Raw genomic sequence first — 16,122 nt, 5'->3', positions numbered from 1 at the left:
TTTAATAAAACATTAATTTACCAAGGATGTTTCAACCAATCTGTTTCGTCTGATCGTCATACCAATCAACATTAGAGCAAGACTGACAAGGCCAAAAATCAATAATAAGATCAGATCGAAAGCAGGGTTTCCATTTAAAGAAATAGTCTTTCTTAAAGCCTCGACCGTATATGTCATTGGCAGATAAGGATGAATTGCTTCAAAGAAAGCATTGGAGAGCTGAATCGGATATGTCCCAGCCGATCCGGAAAGTTGGAGGACTAACAAGACTAAAGCAACTGCCGAGCCTACATGGCCAAAGAACAAATTCATCATTAAAACAAAGAGCATATAGGCCAAGGCAGAAATAATCGCAACCAAGAAAGTCATTCCTATCTGATTCGGTTTTAAACCATCAAAAATAATTAAACCGCCAATCACAATTAATCCCTGAGCCACTGCAATTGTGACGAAAACAGCGGCTTTTTGGAAAAACCATTCGCGAACCGTACGTGGTTTATATTCGACTTCGTTTAAGTTATAGAAAATACCGGTTGCTAAGGCCCCGACGAATAAACCAACGGCAATCATGTAAGGAGATAAACCGGTTCCCATGTTCGGAACTTTATGCGTATCCGAATCCTTGGCCTTCAAAGGTTTGGACAGATGCTTGACATTAACTTGTTTAGTGGAAATTGTCGCCAGTTTCTTTGTACCGTTACGCAGCTGGTAAGTCAATTTCTGGCTACCGCTTTGAGCGGTCTGCGTACTTGAAGCCAGCGTCTTCAAGCCGCTTGTCAAATTGTTTGAACCACTTGAAAGTTTATCAACGCCAGACTGTAGTGTATTGAAACCAGAATATAATTGGCTGGCTCCATTGGCGAGTTTATTACTTGCAGGAACAGCCTGGGTTTTTATTCCAATGGAAATTGTAGAAAGACTACTCTCAAGGTTCTCAATTGCCGACACTGCTCCGGAAGTGGCTGTCGGTCCCTGTGTACCTAATTTTTTTAGTTCAGGCAATTTATTTTCAAGTTCTTTTAGCAAAGGCAGCATCTGCTGCAAAGTATTTAACTGCGTCGCGACAGTTTGTAAAGAACTACCAGCTGAACTTGTACTGTTGCCGATTGAACTCAATTGGTTGCCGGCACTGGAAAGAGAGGGACCAACCGCTTTGATATTGTTTCCTGCAGAGGTCAGAGAAGAATCAATATCTTCCAAATCTTTTTTAAGCTCAGAAGCCAATTGAGGATTCGTTTCTGCTATCTTGGGAATTAGTTCAGCTATTTTTGCCGCAGAGGTCCCAGCCGTTTGAATATCGCTTCCAGCCGAAGTGGCCGAAGCTCCAGCTGCTTGAATCGAGGCAGCGGCCGATTTTGTTGCTGTACCGGTAGTTGTCAGACTGCTTTTGATATGATTCATACTGTTTTCGATTTTTTGTTCATCGGGAGATTGTGGCAGAGTTGTTGGCAATGATGATAATTGTTTAAGTCCGGCAGTTAATTGATTTAATCCGCTAGTTAATTGATCAATTTGTGATTTGCTGGCAGCTTGTTTGCTGTCAATCGACTCTGCGACAGCTGCCAAACTGCTCGAAAGCTCCGAATTACCCGATGCTAGTTGTGAAGCGCCCGAACTCATGGTTGGCAAATTGTTGGAAGCTTGATTCAATCCGTTTGTAATTGTTTGGCTTCCATTCGTTGCAGTCGTTGTCCCTGAATAAAGTTGACCAAGACCATTCGATAAAGTCTGACCGCCATTGGCTGCCTTATTCATGCCGTTTTTGCTTTTCTTCAAACCGGAAAGAAGCTGCTTGGAATAAGTTTTTTGAATTTGGCTTTCAACCGTTGCTGTAATTTCATGCGAAGCCGATTCCGTCATTTTATCAGCGATAAAGTTTAGACCAGAATTATGTACATATTTAATTGAGATAGCTTGCGGATTTTTGCTTAGAACGGTCGTCGAACTGGCGGAAAAGTTTTTCGGGATTGTGATCAACATATAATATTTTCCGTCTGATAAACGTTTATTCGCCTGTTTTTCATTTGCAGAGCGAAAATCAAGTTCGCTGTTTTTCAACAATTGTTTCTTAATCTTGCTGCCGAGATTGATTTTCTTGCCTTGGTAGCTTGCTCCTTTATCGTTATTAACAACTGCAACCGGCAAGTTACCGGCTTTCCCATAAGCGTTCCACATTGAAGACAAGAAAATAACGGCATACAAAGCCGGCACAAACATAATTCCGATTAACAAAAATGCCAAACCTTTATTTCTAAATACTCGTTTCCACTCTTTCATTCAAAAATTCCTTTCCCTAATAAAAACAAAATTATTCGGAATGAACAATCATTCCTAATGAAACAAAAAAACTAATCTGTGCTGATTGCCCTCCAAGTTGCTTCTTCCAAAGCCTTTGCAAGTGCCTGAGATGCTTGGCGATTATCATTATTAAAACGCTTTGAGATTGGAATTAGCGGTCCATAGACTAGGCTGGCAACAAATTTGGGATCCAATTTGATTAATTCACCCTTATCGGCTCCCTGTTCAACCATTTCAGCAATATAATCCCACATTCGAGAAAAACTTTTTCGACTTCGATCATTTAAATAAGTCGCTTCGTCATTTAAATTAATAAAAAGAAAAGCTTCAACATTATTCATAACATAGTTCCAAGCGTTATTAAATAAGTGATGAAAACGGGTCCTTGTATCCATCTGTCCATGTAAACCGACCTGAAGATGTTCTGTAAAATCATCAAGAACTCTTACAAATAGTTCGTTCACCAAATCTTCTTTGGAAATAAAATAACGATAAATAGTGCCCGCACCAACTTTAGCAACGCGAGCTATTTCCGGAATCGTTGTTCCATCAAAACTACGATGGGAAAAAAGTTGTAAAGCTGCTTTGAGAATTGCATCTTTTTTACTGATATTTTTAATTGTCTCAGGCATAATTTATTTACCTCTCGGAATGATTATTCATTCCGTATAGATTTAAATAATAACACCTGTAATACAGATGTCAAATGTTATTGTTTATCCGTTTTTCATAAGCAACCTCAGCAGTCAGATAAATCGGAAGATTTCTTTTAACAGCTTTCCCGGTTGCTTGGTCGACTACCAAACCTTCACCGCCGTGCAAAACAACCGAAGCCAATGACAAGTGATACTCTCTAACCGCTAAAATCGCATCACTTAAACCAACTTTTGTGATCAAGCCGATTGGCCGAGCAGATATTTCATTTATTCCACCATAAATAACCAATCCATTAGGAGCGTACTTTATATCAAAATAAGGCAAAAGGGTCCCGGGGTAATTTGCTTCGATTGAACTATGTTCGGCCAAATAATCTTTAATTTTAAAATGCGACATCTGTCCATAATTGCTGGAAACCAATTTCGCTTCTTTCAACTGTTGAAAAAGACGATCCAGATTCTGACGCTGCTCATAATCCGCAAAAATAGTAGTGTCCAAAACCCGGTCACGGGAATACAGACCATTGGCGGGAACAGTCTTCAAAGCTTCCTCTTCTTCTTTTGCGCCACCTAAAATTTTGTCGATAAAAGGTGAAATATCCCACTTAACAACTTTGTCGGTAAAGTAATAAATAATATTTAAAATCGAAAAATAAAACAAGATCAAAAAGGCTAATAAAATGAGCCAGCCCCAGAGTTGTTTATTAATTACAAGACGAACGCCGACATAAAGAAGATAGAAATTTGCGATAAAACCGACTATCGAATAAATTCGGCCGCGGGCTTGATTGCGTACACTGAAAAAACCAAGCCACTGATTAATGATCGTTAGTAAACTTAATCCTCCCATTATTGGCCTCCTGTCGTATTGGTACCGGTAGTATTCGTATTGTTTGTATTTGTATTCGTATTGTTTGTATTTGTATTCGTATTAGTATTAGTGTTCGTATTAGTGTCAGCGGCACTGGAAGAAGTGCTCGAACTCGAAACAGAAGAAGTGCTTGTCGAACTTGCCGCCGACGAAGATGTCGAAGAGTCGGGATCGTTCGAACTTGTTGGCGAAGATTGAGAAGGACCTGATTGATCGGAATTCGAATCGGAACTGGATTGATCAGAATTAGAGCTTGAATCGGAACTGGAGGATTTTTTCGACTTTGAATCCGAAGACATCGAAACAGAACTTGAAGAAGAACTATAACTTGAACTATATTTAGCATCCGGCGCGCCTTCCGAGGTATGCGTCGTTGCATTTGTCACAACATTGACCGCTCCCAAAGCAATTACAATTGAAACAATCGCGGGCGGTGTTAAAAAAGGTGGAACTCGTTTAGCCATTAATTAAAGTATAAGTCCCAAGCAATTAAACATAAATTAAGTTAAATAAATTCTAATCAATCAGCCACTCGAAAGTATTCCTAACTTTTGTCGTATCGGGCTTCACTGCCAACTTAAAAGAAAAATCCCTCCCCGAAAGGCGAGATAATCTGGAGAATATTTTAACAGGAACCGGAAAAATTAATCGAGTTTGAGTTGTCTGGGAAAGTCCTTTGGAATCGCAGTCGTAATAGTATGGCTTTGCCGTGACTCTGAAAAAAGTTCTGGAATTTCGATCGTTGCCGAATGCAGCAGCAATCTGCTATAAGCCAATCCATTATAAAGATGGTCCCCAACAATCGGATGGCCAATCGCAGCAAAATGAACACGAATTTGATGAGTTCGACCGGTCTCCAAGCTAACCCGCACAAGTGTGTTTTGATAAACAGTATGAATTTTAGTCCAATGAGTAACTGCTTTTTGACCTGCTTGGTCGACAATTCTCTTATAAGGATTAATCGGATCAACCGCGATTGCTTGATCAATGCTTCCTTTTTTATTTTCCAGATTCCCGGAGACCCAAGCCAAATAAGTTCGTTTAATTCTTTTTTTAGCAAGCAGTTGATCCAAAATGCCCACTGCCAGTGGATTCTTAGCTATAATCACAACTCCAGAAGTATCTCGATCAATTCGATGCACCATAAAAGCATGCGCCGGGCAGGATCGAGATAGGTGCCCTTTTAACTGAGCTTCAACATAATTTAAAAGTGTATCCGTTTCATTCGGCGAATGCGGATGCATTTTCATACCGGCCGGTTTGTCGACAAGCAAATAGTCTTCTTTTTCGGATAATATTCGTAACCGCCGATCGTTGTTCGGGAGATAGTTCTGCCCTTTGGAAAAATCAGATGTTTCCAGAGAAAAAGATAATTTGTCTCCCGGTGAAACAAGTTCTGAAGTCGGAATATTTCGTCCATTAAGAAGCAGACGTTTTTTTTGCCGTAAAAGACCACGAATCGACCGTGGAAATAGCAAACCGGTTAGTAATTCCTTGACACTTTTACTGACAAAATTGTTCGGGATTATAAAACTATATTGGTAGAATGGNATTATGTTAAAATTTTAGCGCTTGAATAATTTTTACGTTGGGATGGAAATGAATAATAATAAGCATTGGAAAATAATTGATGTTATCTTGGCCGCGTTGATCGGCGTAATTTTTGGAGTTCTATATTTTGGATTTGGATTGTCGTGGAACGCTTTTGTCAGCTTGTTTACTCCGTTGGCGAGCTTTTTATCTGGACATTCTTTGGCAAGTTCTCTTTCGGCTTCTCTGATCGCGGCTCAAGTCACAACTGCTGCGACAACCGGTTTGTTCATGATGGCCGGACCGATTGCAGCTTTAATTTTAAAAAAACCGGGTTCCGCCTTTCTATCTAATTTAATCGCTTCGGTTGTTGAAATGGTTATCGGTTCCGCTTGGGGAGTTTTGGATATAATCTGGGGAATTGTACAGGGGGCTGGAATCGAAGCTGGGTTTGCATTAACTTTGTATAAAAAGCCAAGATTAGGTCTTTGGCTATCAATTGTAACCGGCAGCATTGTAAGTTTCGTTTATCATTATTTCGAAAAATCTTATTATAAATTCGATTTTGCTTATGTGATGATTCTTTTCTTGATTTGGTTTCTGTCGATTCTTATTTTTGCGGGATTAATGGATTTGATCATTTTCAAGGTTTTGAAAAAAGCCAAGTTGGTTAAATGATCATATGCTAAAATCAATGAAGAGCTGAATACTTCTATCTGGGGTGCCTTTACTTTTAAGGCTGAGATTTACCCATCGAACCTGTAGGTTAATACCTGCGTAGGGAGATAGCGAAAAGAGTCGTTATCTTTCGGCTCTTTTTATTATTTCTGTATTCGGAATTAGGAGGAATTCGTTATATGGCAGCGAGAACGACAACAAATGTTTGGAAGATTAAAGATGTCATCATGGTCGGACTAATCGGCGTAATTTTTGGAGCCTTGTTTTTCGCTTTCGGACTTCCTTGGAATGCTTTTGTTTCAATGAGCGGACCAATCATCAGTTTTCTGGCTTCCCATTCGATTACGGCAGCGGTTGGCGCTTCACAAATTTCCCAGCAGGTAGCTACCGCCGCAACAATTGGTTTATGGGTCATGGCCGGACCGATTGCAGCTTTAATTATTAAGAAACCGGGTTCAGCGCTGCTCGGAGAATTATTGGCAGCGATTATCGAAATGGCTATCGGTTCCGCTTGGGGAGTCTCANATCTAATTTGGGGAATTATGCAGGGAGCCGGTACAGAAATTGGTTTTGCTCTAACTGGTTATAAAAAGCCAATGCTCGGACTTTGGTTTTCAACAATTACCTCAACGATTATTTCTTTTGGCTATAATTACTTCAACGCTTCTTACAATAAATTCCCTGTTAATTTCACTTTAGCTCTCCTTGTAATTTGGTTTGTATCAATTTTTATTTTTTCAGGAATTATCATCTTTATTATTTACAAAATCCTCCAAAAGGCAAAGCTAGCAAAATAATTGGCAGTCATAGAATTTCACAATCAAGACATAAACGTTGAAAAAAAAATAATTCTCAAAAAAGTCAATCTATCAATCGATGCCGGGGAATTTATTTTGCTTTCTGGCGTTTCCGGTTCGGGGAAAACGACTTTTATAAATAAAATCGTTGATGAATACCAACAGACAGCTGCTCGTGTTTTTCAAAACCCCGATCAACAATTCACAATGGAAACGCCTTTGCTGGAATTAGTCTTCTTGTTGGAAAACCTTCGCTTTCCCAGTCAAAAAATTGGACAAAAAATCGACGAAATTTTAAGGGAATTTCATTTATTAGATAAAAAGAACCAGTTCGTTTACACACTTTCAGGTGGCGAACAACAGCGTTTGGCTTTGGCCGAGGCTGCTAATTTGAAATCCGATTTAGTGATTTTAGACGAACCATTTGCAAGTGTCGATCGAAAAAATATCGCATTTCTGTTGGACAAAGTCAAAGACCTGAAAAAAGCTGGCAAAACAATTATTGTTGCCGATCACAATCCCTTGATTTATCAAGGACTAGCTAATCGAATTTTTTTGTTCGAAAATCAAAAAGTAAAAATTTTAGAAAAAAATAATTTTGATGATTTTTACCAAGGTTTTCGATATAGAAATAATTTTCATCTAAAACAAGCTCACGGGAATCCAAGAATAAAAATTCAAAATTTGTCAGTAGGTTTCTCCAATCGACTTTTGTTGGATAACTTAAAAACAGAAATTTTGAATCAAGAAAATGTTTTAATTTCCGGAGAAAATGGTTCAGGTAAATCAACCCTGCTTAAATCGATTGCCGGATTGCAAAAATATGAAGGAAAAATTAAAACATACGGTCGTCTTTCCTTGGCTTTTCAAAATTCCAGCGATAGTTTTTTAAAAACCACTGTTGATGAAGAAATTCAATTAAGCAAAAAAAAAGCCTTTAACCATTATTTAGACGATCAACAACAGATTGAGAGATGGTTAAAAAAACTTTCATTAGACAAACTGCTGGAATCATCTGTTTATACTCTTTCAGGCGGCGAACAAAAAAAATTACAAATTCTGCTATTAGTGATTCAGGCTCCAGAAATCGTTTTGCTTGACGAACCTTTTTCCGGTCTTGATAAAAAATCTGTCTTGAACTTAATTAGTCTTTTACAAGAATCGAGATCAACCAAAATATTTATTAGTCACCAACTATTTGGATTGGATAAAATCATCAGTTCCGCTTATTTAATCAAGAACAAAAAACTTATTAAAATGGAAAATATCTCATGAAACCAGCTTTAAAATTTATTTTAGTTTTCTTTATCGGTCTTGAATTAGCCTTCATTCGTTCACTTTGGCTGAATATTTTTACAATCATTGGAGCGATGATTTATTTATTATTCAAACGCGTTTCAATCAAAAAATTTATTTGGATTGGTTTGATTGGTTTCGTTCCATTTGTAGGCAGCTGGTTTATGTACTTTAATTTGAGCATCGATCATTCAGCTCCTTTTGCCTGGATTATGGCTTTGCGCGTTTATGCCTATATGTTTCTCGGTGGAGTCGTCGTTTACAGTCAGACAACAACTCAATTGATGCGCAGTTTTGAACAAGACCTTCATATGAATCCTACTTTTGTCTATGGCATCTTGGGTGCATTGAATTTTTTGCCAAAAATGAATCGACAAATAAAAATTATTAGGGCTTCCGGAAAAATGCGTGGCGTTCGCTTAACGATCTTTTCTCCACAATTATATGTAAAAGCAATTTATAATTCTTTTGTCTGGTCAAACAATTTGAGTCAGGCAATGTATGCACACGGTTTTTTAGAAGATGCAAAAAGGACCCATTATCAACAGAAGCCATTAACTTGTAAAGAGATTCTTGAATTTTTATTCATGATAATTTTAAGTATTATTGCCTCACTGATAAAATAAGAATGTGTTGAAGAATCTAGAGACGAGTTTTGTTTTAACGAATAAAGCAATTTTATTTTTATTTTCAATAAGCCTAATTTTTTTGCTTCTTTTTGTCTATTATCTAATCAAAGATTATCGTAATTTAAAAACTGCTTTCACTCTCAATCTTGCTGGCGAAAGCTTTTTATTGGGTCTTTTAATAATTTCAGCAAGATTGGGCGGAAATTTTTTTGTCTTTTTTAGATTCATCATATTTCTCTTTGTTGCTTTAATTGTTGCTTTGGCCTTTTATTCAGGAATTACTCTGGTTATTTGGAGTTTTCAAATGTCGGCCGATACTAAGTATCGTTCCCGTTATCGTTTCTCAACCAGACTGGTAACAATAATTTTTCCGCTGCTTTGTTTAATGATTCTGTTCAAACTTTTCAAAATATCTTTGCCACCGGTTATCGGATATCTTTTTGCTTTTATACCCGCATTTGTCATTTACCTTGGTTTTGTCTTTACCAACTTCATAACGCAAACAATTATCGTTAATCTAAAGGGAAAACAACTCCTTAAAAATAGACAAAGCTTCGACTACTCAATTACGCTCGGAGCTGGTTTAATCCAGGGAAAACGGGTTTCAAAAAATTTAGAGAGTCGTTTACAAAGGACCCTTGATTTCGCCAAAAGACATCACAATCCAAAATTGATAATGTCAGGCGGCCAGGGATATGACGAAAAAATAAGCGAAGCTAAAGCCATGCGGACTTGGATTATAAAACACAATTACTCTCCATCGAAAGTTATTTTGGAAGATCGTTCCACTAATACAAAAGAAAATTTTCAAAAATCAGCAGAAAAAATCTTAGAAGACCAGAAAACTAACAATCTCGGCAAACAAATCCGTATGGCCTTCGTAACAAATTCATATCATTTAACAAGAGCTAATTACATTGCTTTTTCCAATAATCTAAAAATTTTCGGCATTCCGGCAAAAACCACCCGGAACTATCTAGCCTTGGGCTGGTTCAGAGAATTCGCCGCAATGCTGTTAATCAAAAAACATCAGCATTTGTTCGTGCTAGTATTGTTGTTGGTTATCAGCCTTGGTTTGGCTTTGTTTTCCTGGATTAACTAATGCTTAAAGAACATAAAATTAATGAAAAAATAACTTGGTATGAGGCAGAGGAACCCAACCAAGCCGAACAAGATCGATTAGTCGAACTCGGAATTACCCGAGAACTGCTTTTTTATGCCCTTGATCCTAATGAGTCAGCCCGAACCGAGATCGATCAACCGACCGGAAATGTTTTGATTGTCTTTGATATCATTACGCCTAATTCAAGCTTGGCTGCCACCGAACCAGTTAGCATGTTAATTGACAAAAAAGGAAATTTCTACACAATTTCCCGTGCGACAACAGCTCGAATTTCCGAAAAACTTTTTGCTGTCGGTCGAGAAAATCATTTGGAACCAACGGATTTAACCGCAATCGATATTTTCATTAATGCTGTTTCGGCACTGGTTTCGGAATACATTAGTACTATCAGCACGGCTAACCGACAAAGAAATATTATTCAATCCAATTTACGCCATAAAATCCAATCCGGTGCAATTTCTTCTTTAATGGAATTAGAAACACAAATGATCTATATACTTGATTCGCTGAGAACCGACCGGACGGCAATTTCTCGTTTGCAGGCTTATCTCGGAAATCGGGTCAATGATAATCAAAAACAATACTTTGCGGATCTACTCGTTGAAAACACACAAGCGATCGATATGGCTAATCAAGCTGCCGAAGTAATTACGGCAATCTCCGGTGCTTACTCCAATTTGAATAATCAGAGATTGGACAAATCTTTGCGGGCTTTGACAATGCTTCAGGCTTTAATGGCTGTTCCGACAGTTGTTACAGGTTTTTACGGCATGAATATGCATCTACCGCTTGCCGGCCTTCAATACTCCTGGATTATCACTTTTGGCATTACCTTAATTTTGATTGTGATTGAAATTTTTGTTTTAATAAAAATTCATTTTTTTGATCGTTGATGAAGACTCTTTGTATTTTTGAAAACGACAAGGAAATTTGTTAGTACCAAAAGAGAGGTCGACAGGAAAACTCCTCGATAACCAGCAAATTCTGTCACACTAGAACCAATCTGTGGACCAACAACATTTCCAACTGCCTGGAAACTTTGATTCCAGCTGAAAACTTCTCCCATCATTTTGTGAGGAGAATTTTTGGCAAGAATTGTTTGGACACTTGGAATCAATGCCGCATCCGATACGCCGATCAACAGACGTAAAGCACCTAGCTCCCAAATATTCTGAACAAAGGCCATCGGAATAAAAACAAGCATTGAAAAAATCAATCCACTTAATAAAATCCAATGAGTGCCCCAACGATCCCCTAAGCGGCCAAAGAAAGGGGCCGCAAATAAAGTCGCAATTCCATTAATTGCTTCGATTACTCCTGCGGCTAAAGCAACATGGCCAGCACCGTTCATTAACTGGCGCACATAAAGACTCAGAATCGGTTCAATCGAATTATTCGATGCCTGAATAATCATTGTTGTCAAAAACATTCCCAAAATAATTCTTCGATTTGGTAGAACTTTAAAGAAATTGGCCGATGGCTGATCTTTTCTTTGAATTACCGGAGTGAAATGTTCATGCACAAAAAAGACGACCAAAAGAAAAGAAATAAATAGGCATATGCCGGTCATAAAAAAGGTATAACGGTAACCAACAAAATCGGCAATTGTCCCACCAACCAAAGGGCCAATCAAAGTTCCTGAAACGTTTCCGGTAGCCAGCGTCCCAAGTGATTGGCCACTTTGGTTTCGAGGAACTTGGATAGCAATTAAAGCATTGGCAGTACTAACAAAACCGTTAAATACCCCTAAAAGCAAACGCAAACCAATCAATTCATATACATTGCCGACAAGGGCCGTTGCTGCCATTACAAGTGCCATTCCCAAAGAAGCACGAATTAGCATCGGCTTACGTCCATATCTGTCGGATAGATGTCCCCAAAAGGGTGAAATAACTGCTTTTGTTAAAAAAGGAGCCGAAAAGGCCAAGCCGCTCCAAAAGGCATTCTCCGAATTGGAGAAACTTCCCAACTGATCGATAAATAATGCTATAAATGGTGCAACACAGCTAGAACCAATCCCGGCCATAAAAGTACCAAACCAAAGCACAAGCAAATTTCGTTTCCACTCCGGACGCTTGGACTGACGCAAAGAAGTAGTGAACAAGGGCATCTCATATCACCTTCTCCTGAAAAATATTTTTAAAACAGAAGTAAAAAACTAACGAAGAACATGATAATAATGTTTTGCTTAATTAACAAGTCTTATCTTAAGTAAGTCTATTACAAAACAGCTGAAAAATATTAACTTTAAATATTCAACAAAACAAAAAACGATATTAAAAATCGTTTTCCAATTAATATTTTTTAAATAAAGCACTATTGTCGAACATCAAAATTTTTTTCACCATGTAAAACCAGGAGAGGATCTTTACTCATTCGATCAATTTCGATCCATTTCAACGAATTCATATATTGCAAAAGAGAATCGATTTTCTTGTCACTACCCTGAATTTCCATTTCCACAGTACCATTGGCAAGATTTTTAACCCAACCGGTCAACTGCAATTTAACAGCCATTTGTTCAGCTTCAAAACGAAAACCAACATGCTGGACAATTCCGGAAAAAACAATTCGGTAACGAACAAGATCATTGTTTTTAAATTTAGGTAACTCGTCTTTACTTTCTTGGTTAAAGACATGTTTGTTTTTAAATTTCTTGATAAAATTCATGGACAAACTCCAAAAACAGTCATCTTATAAACCTTGATATAATTAATATTATCATTATAGATATACAAAAAAATCTTTTCGAGGAACTATAGCCATTATGGCTATTGATAAAGGAAAAATTAGCTTGCATGTTATGATTAAGCTGTTTTTAAAGACTGGTTAAAGGTAGATTTATGATGCTGCTAAGAAATCAATCCCTACATAATATTTTTCTAAAAATATTCCTTTTTTCATTTATATTAATTCTTTGCCTGTATCTAAGAATTTAAAAAGTATTTAAATATCTATTCTCTTAGATACATCTTATCAGGGATAAATTGGGAGAGATGCAATGAAATACAAGCGCGATCAGATGATGTACGCAGCTATTTTGGGCTGGTTCAGCTTTTGCTGGTTCGGGTGGGCCCAGGCAGATCCACGCGCCGATTGGCGTATCTGGATAGCTTTAGCGGACGGAATTGCCCTATTGGTCAGTTTCGCCGGTGGAATATTAAGTTTTCGCAACTGGCACAAAGCTTCAGCCCTAGACAAGAACAGTTCTTGGAAATGGTATTTGATTTTCCTAATCAGCGAGTTTGTTCTAGCCCTAATCGGTGCAGTCTTTTTGATTTCAAAAAATCAGATAAATTATATTTCTCTTTGGATAAGTTTTGTTGTCGCAATCCATTTCTTCGGCCTTAAATTTGTCTTCAGAGATTATTCTTTGTTTGTATTGGGCGGAATTATGCTATTTATGACAATTATTGCTCATCCTCTAGCTAATTATTTTAATGTCGATCAAAGTGCAATTATCGGAATTGCTAACGGATTTTGCTTATTGGTATTCGCATTAATTGGGCTGCGTTTAGGATTACGAAAAAATAAATAATTTATAAAAAACATTCTAATTTTATTCAGGTGGTTTTTATTGCTTGATTATACGAACATATGTTCGTATAATCAATTTGATGATTACTAACGAGGAATTAGTTGCTTTAAAAATGAGAGATCTTGTCAATGCAACTCGCGATACAAATAGAAATAGTTACTACCAAATGCGTTACGATGATTTGCTTAAATTTTGTGGTTTGGATGAAAAAGAATTACTTCGCGTATTAAACAAGTTCTCCAAAAATGGAAAACTTAATTTTCATGGCTATATTGATGAACACGGAAGATCAATTCACGATCGATATATCAAAAACATCTTCAAAGTGGCACGGCCCAATAATCCTGAAAAAACCGGCCCAATCTGGAATCAGGTATTTAATAACCGCCGATATTAAAAACAGTTGTTTTTTAAATAGGCAGTTTTTTCTTTAATTGATAGAGTTGTTGGATAAAAGATCATAATTATTCAAGAAAATAAAAAAAGGCAGAAATAATTTCTGCCGAAAAGTCACTCACCGTTATCATCAGGGTTGCGGATCTGAATTCTGCCCCAGCTGACCCGCGGATAATATTGTTCCGGAGCATCTGTTTTATAAAGGCTAGCAGTCGATTTATCGCCATTCCTGGACCAAAGAGAAGTCGATTTACTACCGAGAATTCGATTTTGCTTATTTAAAGCTCGTTTGGTCGCGCTGACACCATAATCGTAATTCTTCGGATTAACTGTCTTGAATCCTTTTGGTTTATAAAAACGCAATAAGTCTTTATAAATCAGTTCGTCAGAGAGATTCAATTCTTTATTAACCGCTTTCTGCCAAGTTGATACTTTTTTGGCCAATGCCTTTGAAATACTTGAAGTTGGGATAACTTTGTCAGTCTTATTGTCCCAAAGTTTGCCAGCAGTGTAGGTATATTTCGGCGTAGTGAAATCTTGATCGCGGAAAGCAACCAATTGCTTGTGCTGTTTACTGAAAAGGTCCTGCCCAAACTGAATATAACGTTTAGTCGAGATCCCAAGCAAATGTTCAAGCGTTGGCAAAACATCTATCTCGCCGCCATAGGTCTTGTCTATATGACCAAGCTTAGATCCGGGGATATCAATCATAAATGGAACACGCTGTAATTGAACATCGTCATTTGCTGTCCAAGTAGTTGGATTTTTTCCAATTACCGAAGCCAATGTCTTATTTTCGGACTCGGAGATTCCATAATGGTCTCCGTAAATAATAATAATAGAATTCTTCAATAATCCTGCCTTGGACAGGTAGGAATAAAATTCTTTAACCGATTGGTCAAGATAATGGTTGGTGATGAAATAATTATTGATAATCGGATCGTCGGTATCGCTCGTCTTGAAATTAGGATCCTGATCAACGGTGTCCAAAGTAAATGGGTAGTGATTTGTAACTGTTAGATACTTAACGTAAAAAGGCTGTTGCAGCTTTTCCAGATAAGCAACCGAATCTTTAAACAAAAGTTTGTCCTTTAAGCCCCAACTTTCAGATTTTTCCCCACTGACATCGTAAAAAGAAGCATCAAAGAAATGCTGATAACCCATTGACTTGTAAACTGTGTCCCTGTTCCAAAAAGAAGCGACGTTGCCATGAAAAACGGCCGTAGAATAACCAAGACGCTGACTAATAATTGCCGGCATCGCTTGAAAAGTGTTCGAAGCATATTTTGTGAAGACCGAGCCAGATGGTAAGCCGAAAGTAGAAGTTTCAAGCATATTCTCGGCATCCGATGTTTTCCCTTGACCAACCTCGTTGAAAAAGTTGGAAAAAGAAATCGTATCTTTGCCGTGGTATAAGGAATTCAAAAATGGTGTAACTTCTTTACCATTTATCTTTTGATCGATACTAAACTGTTGGAAGGATTCCAAATGAATAATAATAACGTTCTTGCCCTTTGCAATTCCGTAATACTTGGAATTTGCCTTTGCATAATGCGATTTAACATAGGATCTGACTTTACTAATATCGTTCGGTTTAGCCGAGCTCCTCAGTGCATCGATTTGAACTGTATTAACCGCATCTTCAATCGTATAAAAATTAATGCCCATGTACTTGACCATGTAGGTATCATCAAAGCCACGGGTTAAAAGTTGCGGTCGTGAACAATCAGCCAAAAAAAGATTGAAAAATAGAGCCAAAATGCCCAAAGAGAGACCTAAAATCGAATTGTGTTTCGTAATAGGCGTTTCCTGCATTTTGATTTTTTTGATAACCAATAAAATCGTAATAACGACTAAATCAAGCCAATAAAAAAAATCTTGAATACGCATCAAAGATATTGAAGCACCACCCAATCCCTGATTAATTTTCGAATATCCAAGCATCTGGTTAACAGAAACAAAACTAGTCATTTCCCGGTAACTAATACAGTTCACATACAACAGTAAAGTCAATAAAATATCAATTACAATCGCAGTAATGTAAAAAGGCAATTTCCGTTTAATAAAAGAAGACAAAGAAAAAACAATGATCATCACCGCAAAGGGATTGATAATCATAATAAAAAATTGAATTGGATCAGAGGCACCTAAACCGCCGAAATCAAGAAAATAAGCCAGTAAGGTTTTTGCCCAGAAAAAAAGCGTTAAAAGCCAAAGAAAACCAACTCTATTATTTGGATTAAAACGTTTTAAAGACCATTTCCAAAAATTTCTTAAAGCTAAAATCATTGCTTTCAATTATAACGCCGA

At 37.4% G+C, this 16,122-nt stretch carries 16 protein-coding genes and 1 riboswitch; of the genes, 8 read left to right on the top strand and 8 right to left on the bottom strand.

Going from position 1 to position 16,122, the window contains the following annotated elements:
• Positions 1 to 12: 12 nt before the first annotated feature.
• From A3G9_RS0104045 to A3G9_RS0104025, 5 genes are all read right to left on the bottom strand, one after another.
• The gene (locus A3G9_RS0104045) at positions 13 to 2,277 is read right to left on the bottom strand and encodes a YhgE/Pip domain-containing protein (RefSeq protein WP_002818093.1); all 2,265 of its coding nucleotides are present in this window, start codon (positions 2,275 to 2,277) and stop codon (positions 13 to 15) included.
• A gap of 71 nt (positions 2,278 to 2,348) precedes the next feature.
• Complete coding sequence (locus A3G9_RS0104040) at positions 2,349 to 2,930, bottom strand: TetR/AcrR family transcriptional regulator (RefSeq protein ID WP_002821257.1); 582 nt, start codon at positions 2,928 to 2,930, stop codon at positions 2,349 to 2,351.
• Between the two features lie 70 nt (positions 2,931 to 3,000).
• On the bottom strand, positions 3,001 to 3,804 hold the full coding sequence (locus A3G9_RS0104035; protein ID WP_002818092.1) for a DUF6681 family protein: 804 nt from the start codon (positions 3,802 to 3,804) through the stop codon (positions 3,001 to 3,003).
• Positions 3,804 to 4,289, bottom strand: coding sequence for a hypothetical protein (locus A3G9_RS0104030; protein WP_002821256.1), 486 nt, complete (start codon positions 4,287 to 4,289; stop codon positions 3,804 to 3,806). Before A3G9_RS0104030 ends, A3G9_RS0104035 begins: the two co-directional genes overlap by 1 nt.
• A 180-nt stretch (positions 4,290 to 4,469) precedes the next feature.
• On the bottom strand, positions 4,470 to 5,378 hold the full coding sequence (locus A3G9_RS0104025) for an RluA family pseudouridine synthase (RefSeq protein ID WP_002818090.1): 909 nt from the start codon (positions 5,376 to 5,378) through the stop codon (positions 4,470 to 4,472).
• Between the two features lie 46 nt (positions 5,379 to 5,424).
• On the opposite strand from A3G9_RS0104025, the gene A3G9_RS0104020 reads away from it, so the two are divergent.
• The 6 genes from A3G9_RS0104020 to A3G9_RS0103995 all read left to right on the top strand — a co-directional run bounded on the left by A3G9_RS0104020 (position 5,425) and on the right by A3G9_RS0103995 (position 10,771).
• Positions 5,425 to 6,033, top strand: a complete 609-nt coding sequence (locus tag A3G9_RS0104020; RefSeq protein ID WP_002818089.1) for an ECF transporter S component — start codon at positions 5,425 to 5,427, stop codon at positions 6,031 to 6,033.
• A 29-nt stretch (positions 6,034 to 6,062) separates the two neighbouring features.
• Positions 6,063 to 6,156: riboswitch (TPP riboswitch) on the top strand.
• A gap of 56 nt (positions 6,157 to 6,212) precedes the next feature.
• The gene (locus A3G9_RS0104015) at positions 6,213 to 6,830 is read left to right on the top strand and encodes an ECF transporter S component (protein WP_018025244.1); all 618 of its coding nucleotides are present in this window, start codon (positions 6,213 to 6,215) and stop codon (positions 6,828 to 6,830) included.
• Positions 6,831 to 8,105, top strand: coding sequence for an ATP-binding cassette domain-containing protein (locus tag A3G9_RS0104010; RefSeq protein ID WP_002818087.1), 1,275 nt, complete (start codon positions 6,831 to 6,833; stop codon positions 8,103 to 8,105).
• Positions 8,102 to 8,752 carry an energy-coupling factor transporter transmembrane component T family protein gene (locus A3G9_RS0104005; RefSeq protein WP_002818086.1) on the top strand — a complete coding sequence of 217 codons (651 nt, stop codon included), beginning with the start codon at positions 8,102 to 8,104 and terminating at the stop codon, positions 8,750 to 8,752. Before A3G9_RS0104010 ends, A3G9_RS0104005 begins: the two co-directional genes overlap by 4 nt.
• A 7-nt stretch (positions 8,753 to 8,759) precedes the next feature.
• Positions 8,760 to 9,857, top strand: coding sequence for a YdcF family protein (locus tag A3G9_RS0104000; protein ID WP_002821255.1), 1,098 nt, complete (start codon positions 8,760 to 8,762; stop codon positions 9,855 to 9,857).
• Positions 9,857 to 10,771 (top strand): magnesium transporter CorA family protein, encoded by a 915-nt coding sequence (locus A3G9_RS0103995; RefSeq protein WP_002821254.1) that lies wholly within the window; start codon positions 9,857 to 9,859, stop codon positions 10,769 to 10,771. The genes A3G9_RS0104000 and A3G9_RS0103995 overlap by 1 nt, the downstream gene beginning before the upstream one ends.
• Here the strand turns inward: A3G9_RS0103995 and A3G9_RS0103990 are convergent.
• A complete protein-coding gene (locus A3G9_RS0103990) occupies positions 10,753 to 11,988 on the bottom strand; it encodes a multidrug efflux MFS transporter (protein WP_002818083.1) in 1,236 nt (411 codons plus the stop codon). The two genes, A3G9_RS0103995 and A3G9_RS0103990, sit on opposite strands and share 19 nt — an antisense overlap.
• 206 nt (positions 11,989 to 12,194) lie before the next feature.
• On the bottom strand, positions 12,195 to 12,548 hold the full coding sequence (locus tag A3G9_RS0103985; RefSeq protein WP_002818082.1) for an acylphosphatase: 354 nt from the start codon (positions 12,546 to 12,548) through the stop codon (positions 12,195 to 12,197).
• A gap of 331 nt (positions 12,549 to 12,879) precedes the next feature.
• On the opposite strand from A3G9_RS0103985, the gene A3G9_RS0103980 reads away from it, so the two are divergent.
• Both A3G9_RS0103980 and A3G9_RS0103975 read left to right on the top strand, forming a co-directional pair.
• Entirely contained in the window at positions 12,880 to 13,416 is a 537-nt protein-coding gene (locus tag A3G9_RS0103980) for a hypothetical protein (protein ID WP_002818081.1), read from the top strand.
• Positions 13,417 to 13,495: 79 nt separating this feature from the next.
• Entirely contained in the window at positions 13,496 to 13,813 is a 318-nt protein-coding gene (locus A3G9_RS0103975; RefSeq protein WP_002818080.1) for a hypothetical protein, read from the top strand.
• Positions 13,814 to 13,926: 113 nt separating this feature from the next.
• Here A3G9_RS0103975 and A3G9_RS0103970 read toward each other — a convergent pair whose 3' ends face one another.
• Entirely contained in the window at positions 13,927 to 16,110 is a 2,184-nt protein-coding gene (locus tag A3G9_RS0103970; RefSeq protein WP_002818079.1) for an LTA synthase family protein, read from the bottom strand.
• Positions 16,111 to 16,122 lie beyond the last annotated feature (12 nt).

It is taken from the genome of Oenococcus oeni DSM 20252 = AWRIB129 (genome assembly GCF_000372485.1).
GTDB classification, from domain to species: domain Bacteria; phylum Bacillota; class Bacilli; order Lactobacillales; family Lactobacillaceae; genus Oenococcus; species Oenococcus oeni.
This window is presented reverse-complemented; position numbering and strand designations above follow the sequence as displayed.

What these genes read in the sequence shown, in the direction of transcription:
- A3G9_RS0104040 (WP_002821257.1), bottom strand. Translation starts at nt 2,930, where the DNA reads ATGCCTGAGACAATTAAAAATATCAGTAAAAAAGATGCAATTCTCAAA.
- A3G9_RS0103975 (WP_002818080.1), top strand. Translation starts at nt 13,496, where the DNA reads ATGATTACTAACGAGGAATTAGTTGCTTTAAAAATGAGAGATCTTGTC.
- A3G9_RS0103990 (WP_002818083.1), bottom strand. Translation starts at nt 11,988, where the DNA reads ATGCCCTTGTTCACTACTTCTTTGCGTCAGTCCAAGCGTCCGGAGTGG.
- A3G9_RS0104045 (WP_002818093.1), bottom strand. Translation starts at nt 2,277, where the DNA reads ATGAAAGAGTGGAAACGAGTATTTAGAAATAAAGGTTTGGCATTTTTG.
- A3G9_RS0104005 (WP_002818086.1), top strand. Translation starts at nt 8,102, where the DNA reads ATGAAACCAGCTTTAAAATTTATTTTAGTTTTCTTTATCGGTCTTGAA.
- A3G9_RS0103980 (WP_002818081.1), top strand. Translation starts at nt 12,880, where the DNA reads ATGAAATACAAGCGCGATCAGATGATGTACGCAGCTATTTTGGGCTGG.
- A3G9_RS0103985 (WP_002818082.1), bottom strand. Translation starts at nt 12,548, where the DNA reads ATGAATTTTATCAAGAAATTTAAAAACAAACATGTCTTTAACCAAGAA.
- A3G9_RS0104030 (WP_002821256.1), bottom strand. Translation starts at nt 4,289, where the DNA reads ATGGCTAAACGAGTTCCACCTTTTTTAACACCGCCCGCGATTGTTTCA.
- A3G9_RS0103995 (WP_002821254.1), top strand. Translation starts at nt 9,857, where the DNA reads ATGCTTAAAGAACATAAAATTAATGAAAAAATAACTTGGTATGAGGCA.
- A3G9_RS0104020 (WP_002818089.1), top strand. Translation starts at nt 5,425, where the DNA reads ATGAATAATAATAAGCATTGGAAAATAATTGATGTTATCTTGGCCGCG.
- A3G9_RS0104035 (WP_002818092.1), bottom strand. Translation starts at nt 3,804, where the DNA reads ATGGGAGGATTAAGTTTACTAACGATCATTAATCAGTGGCTTGGTTTT.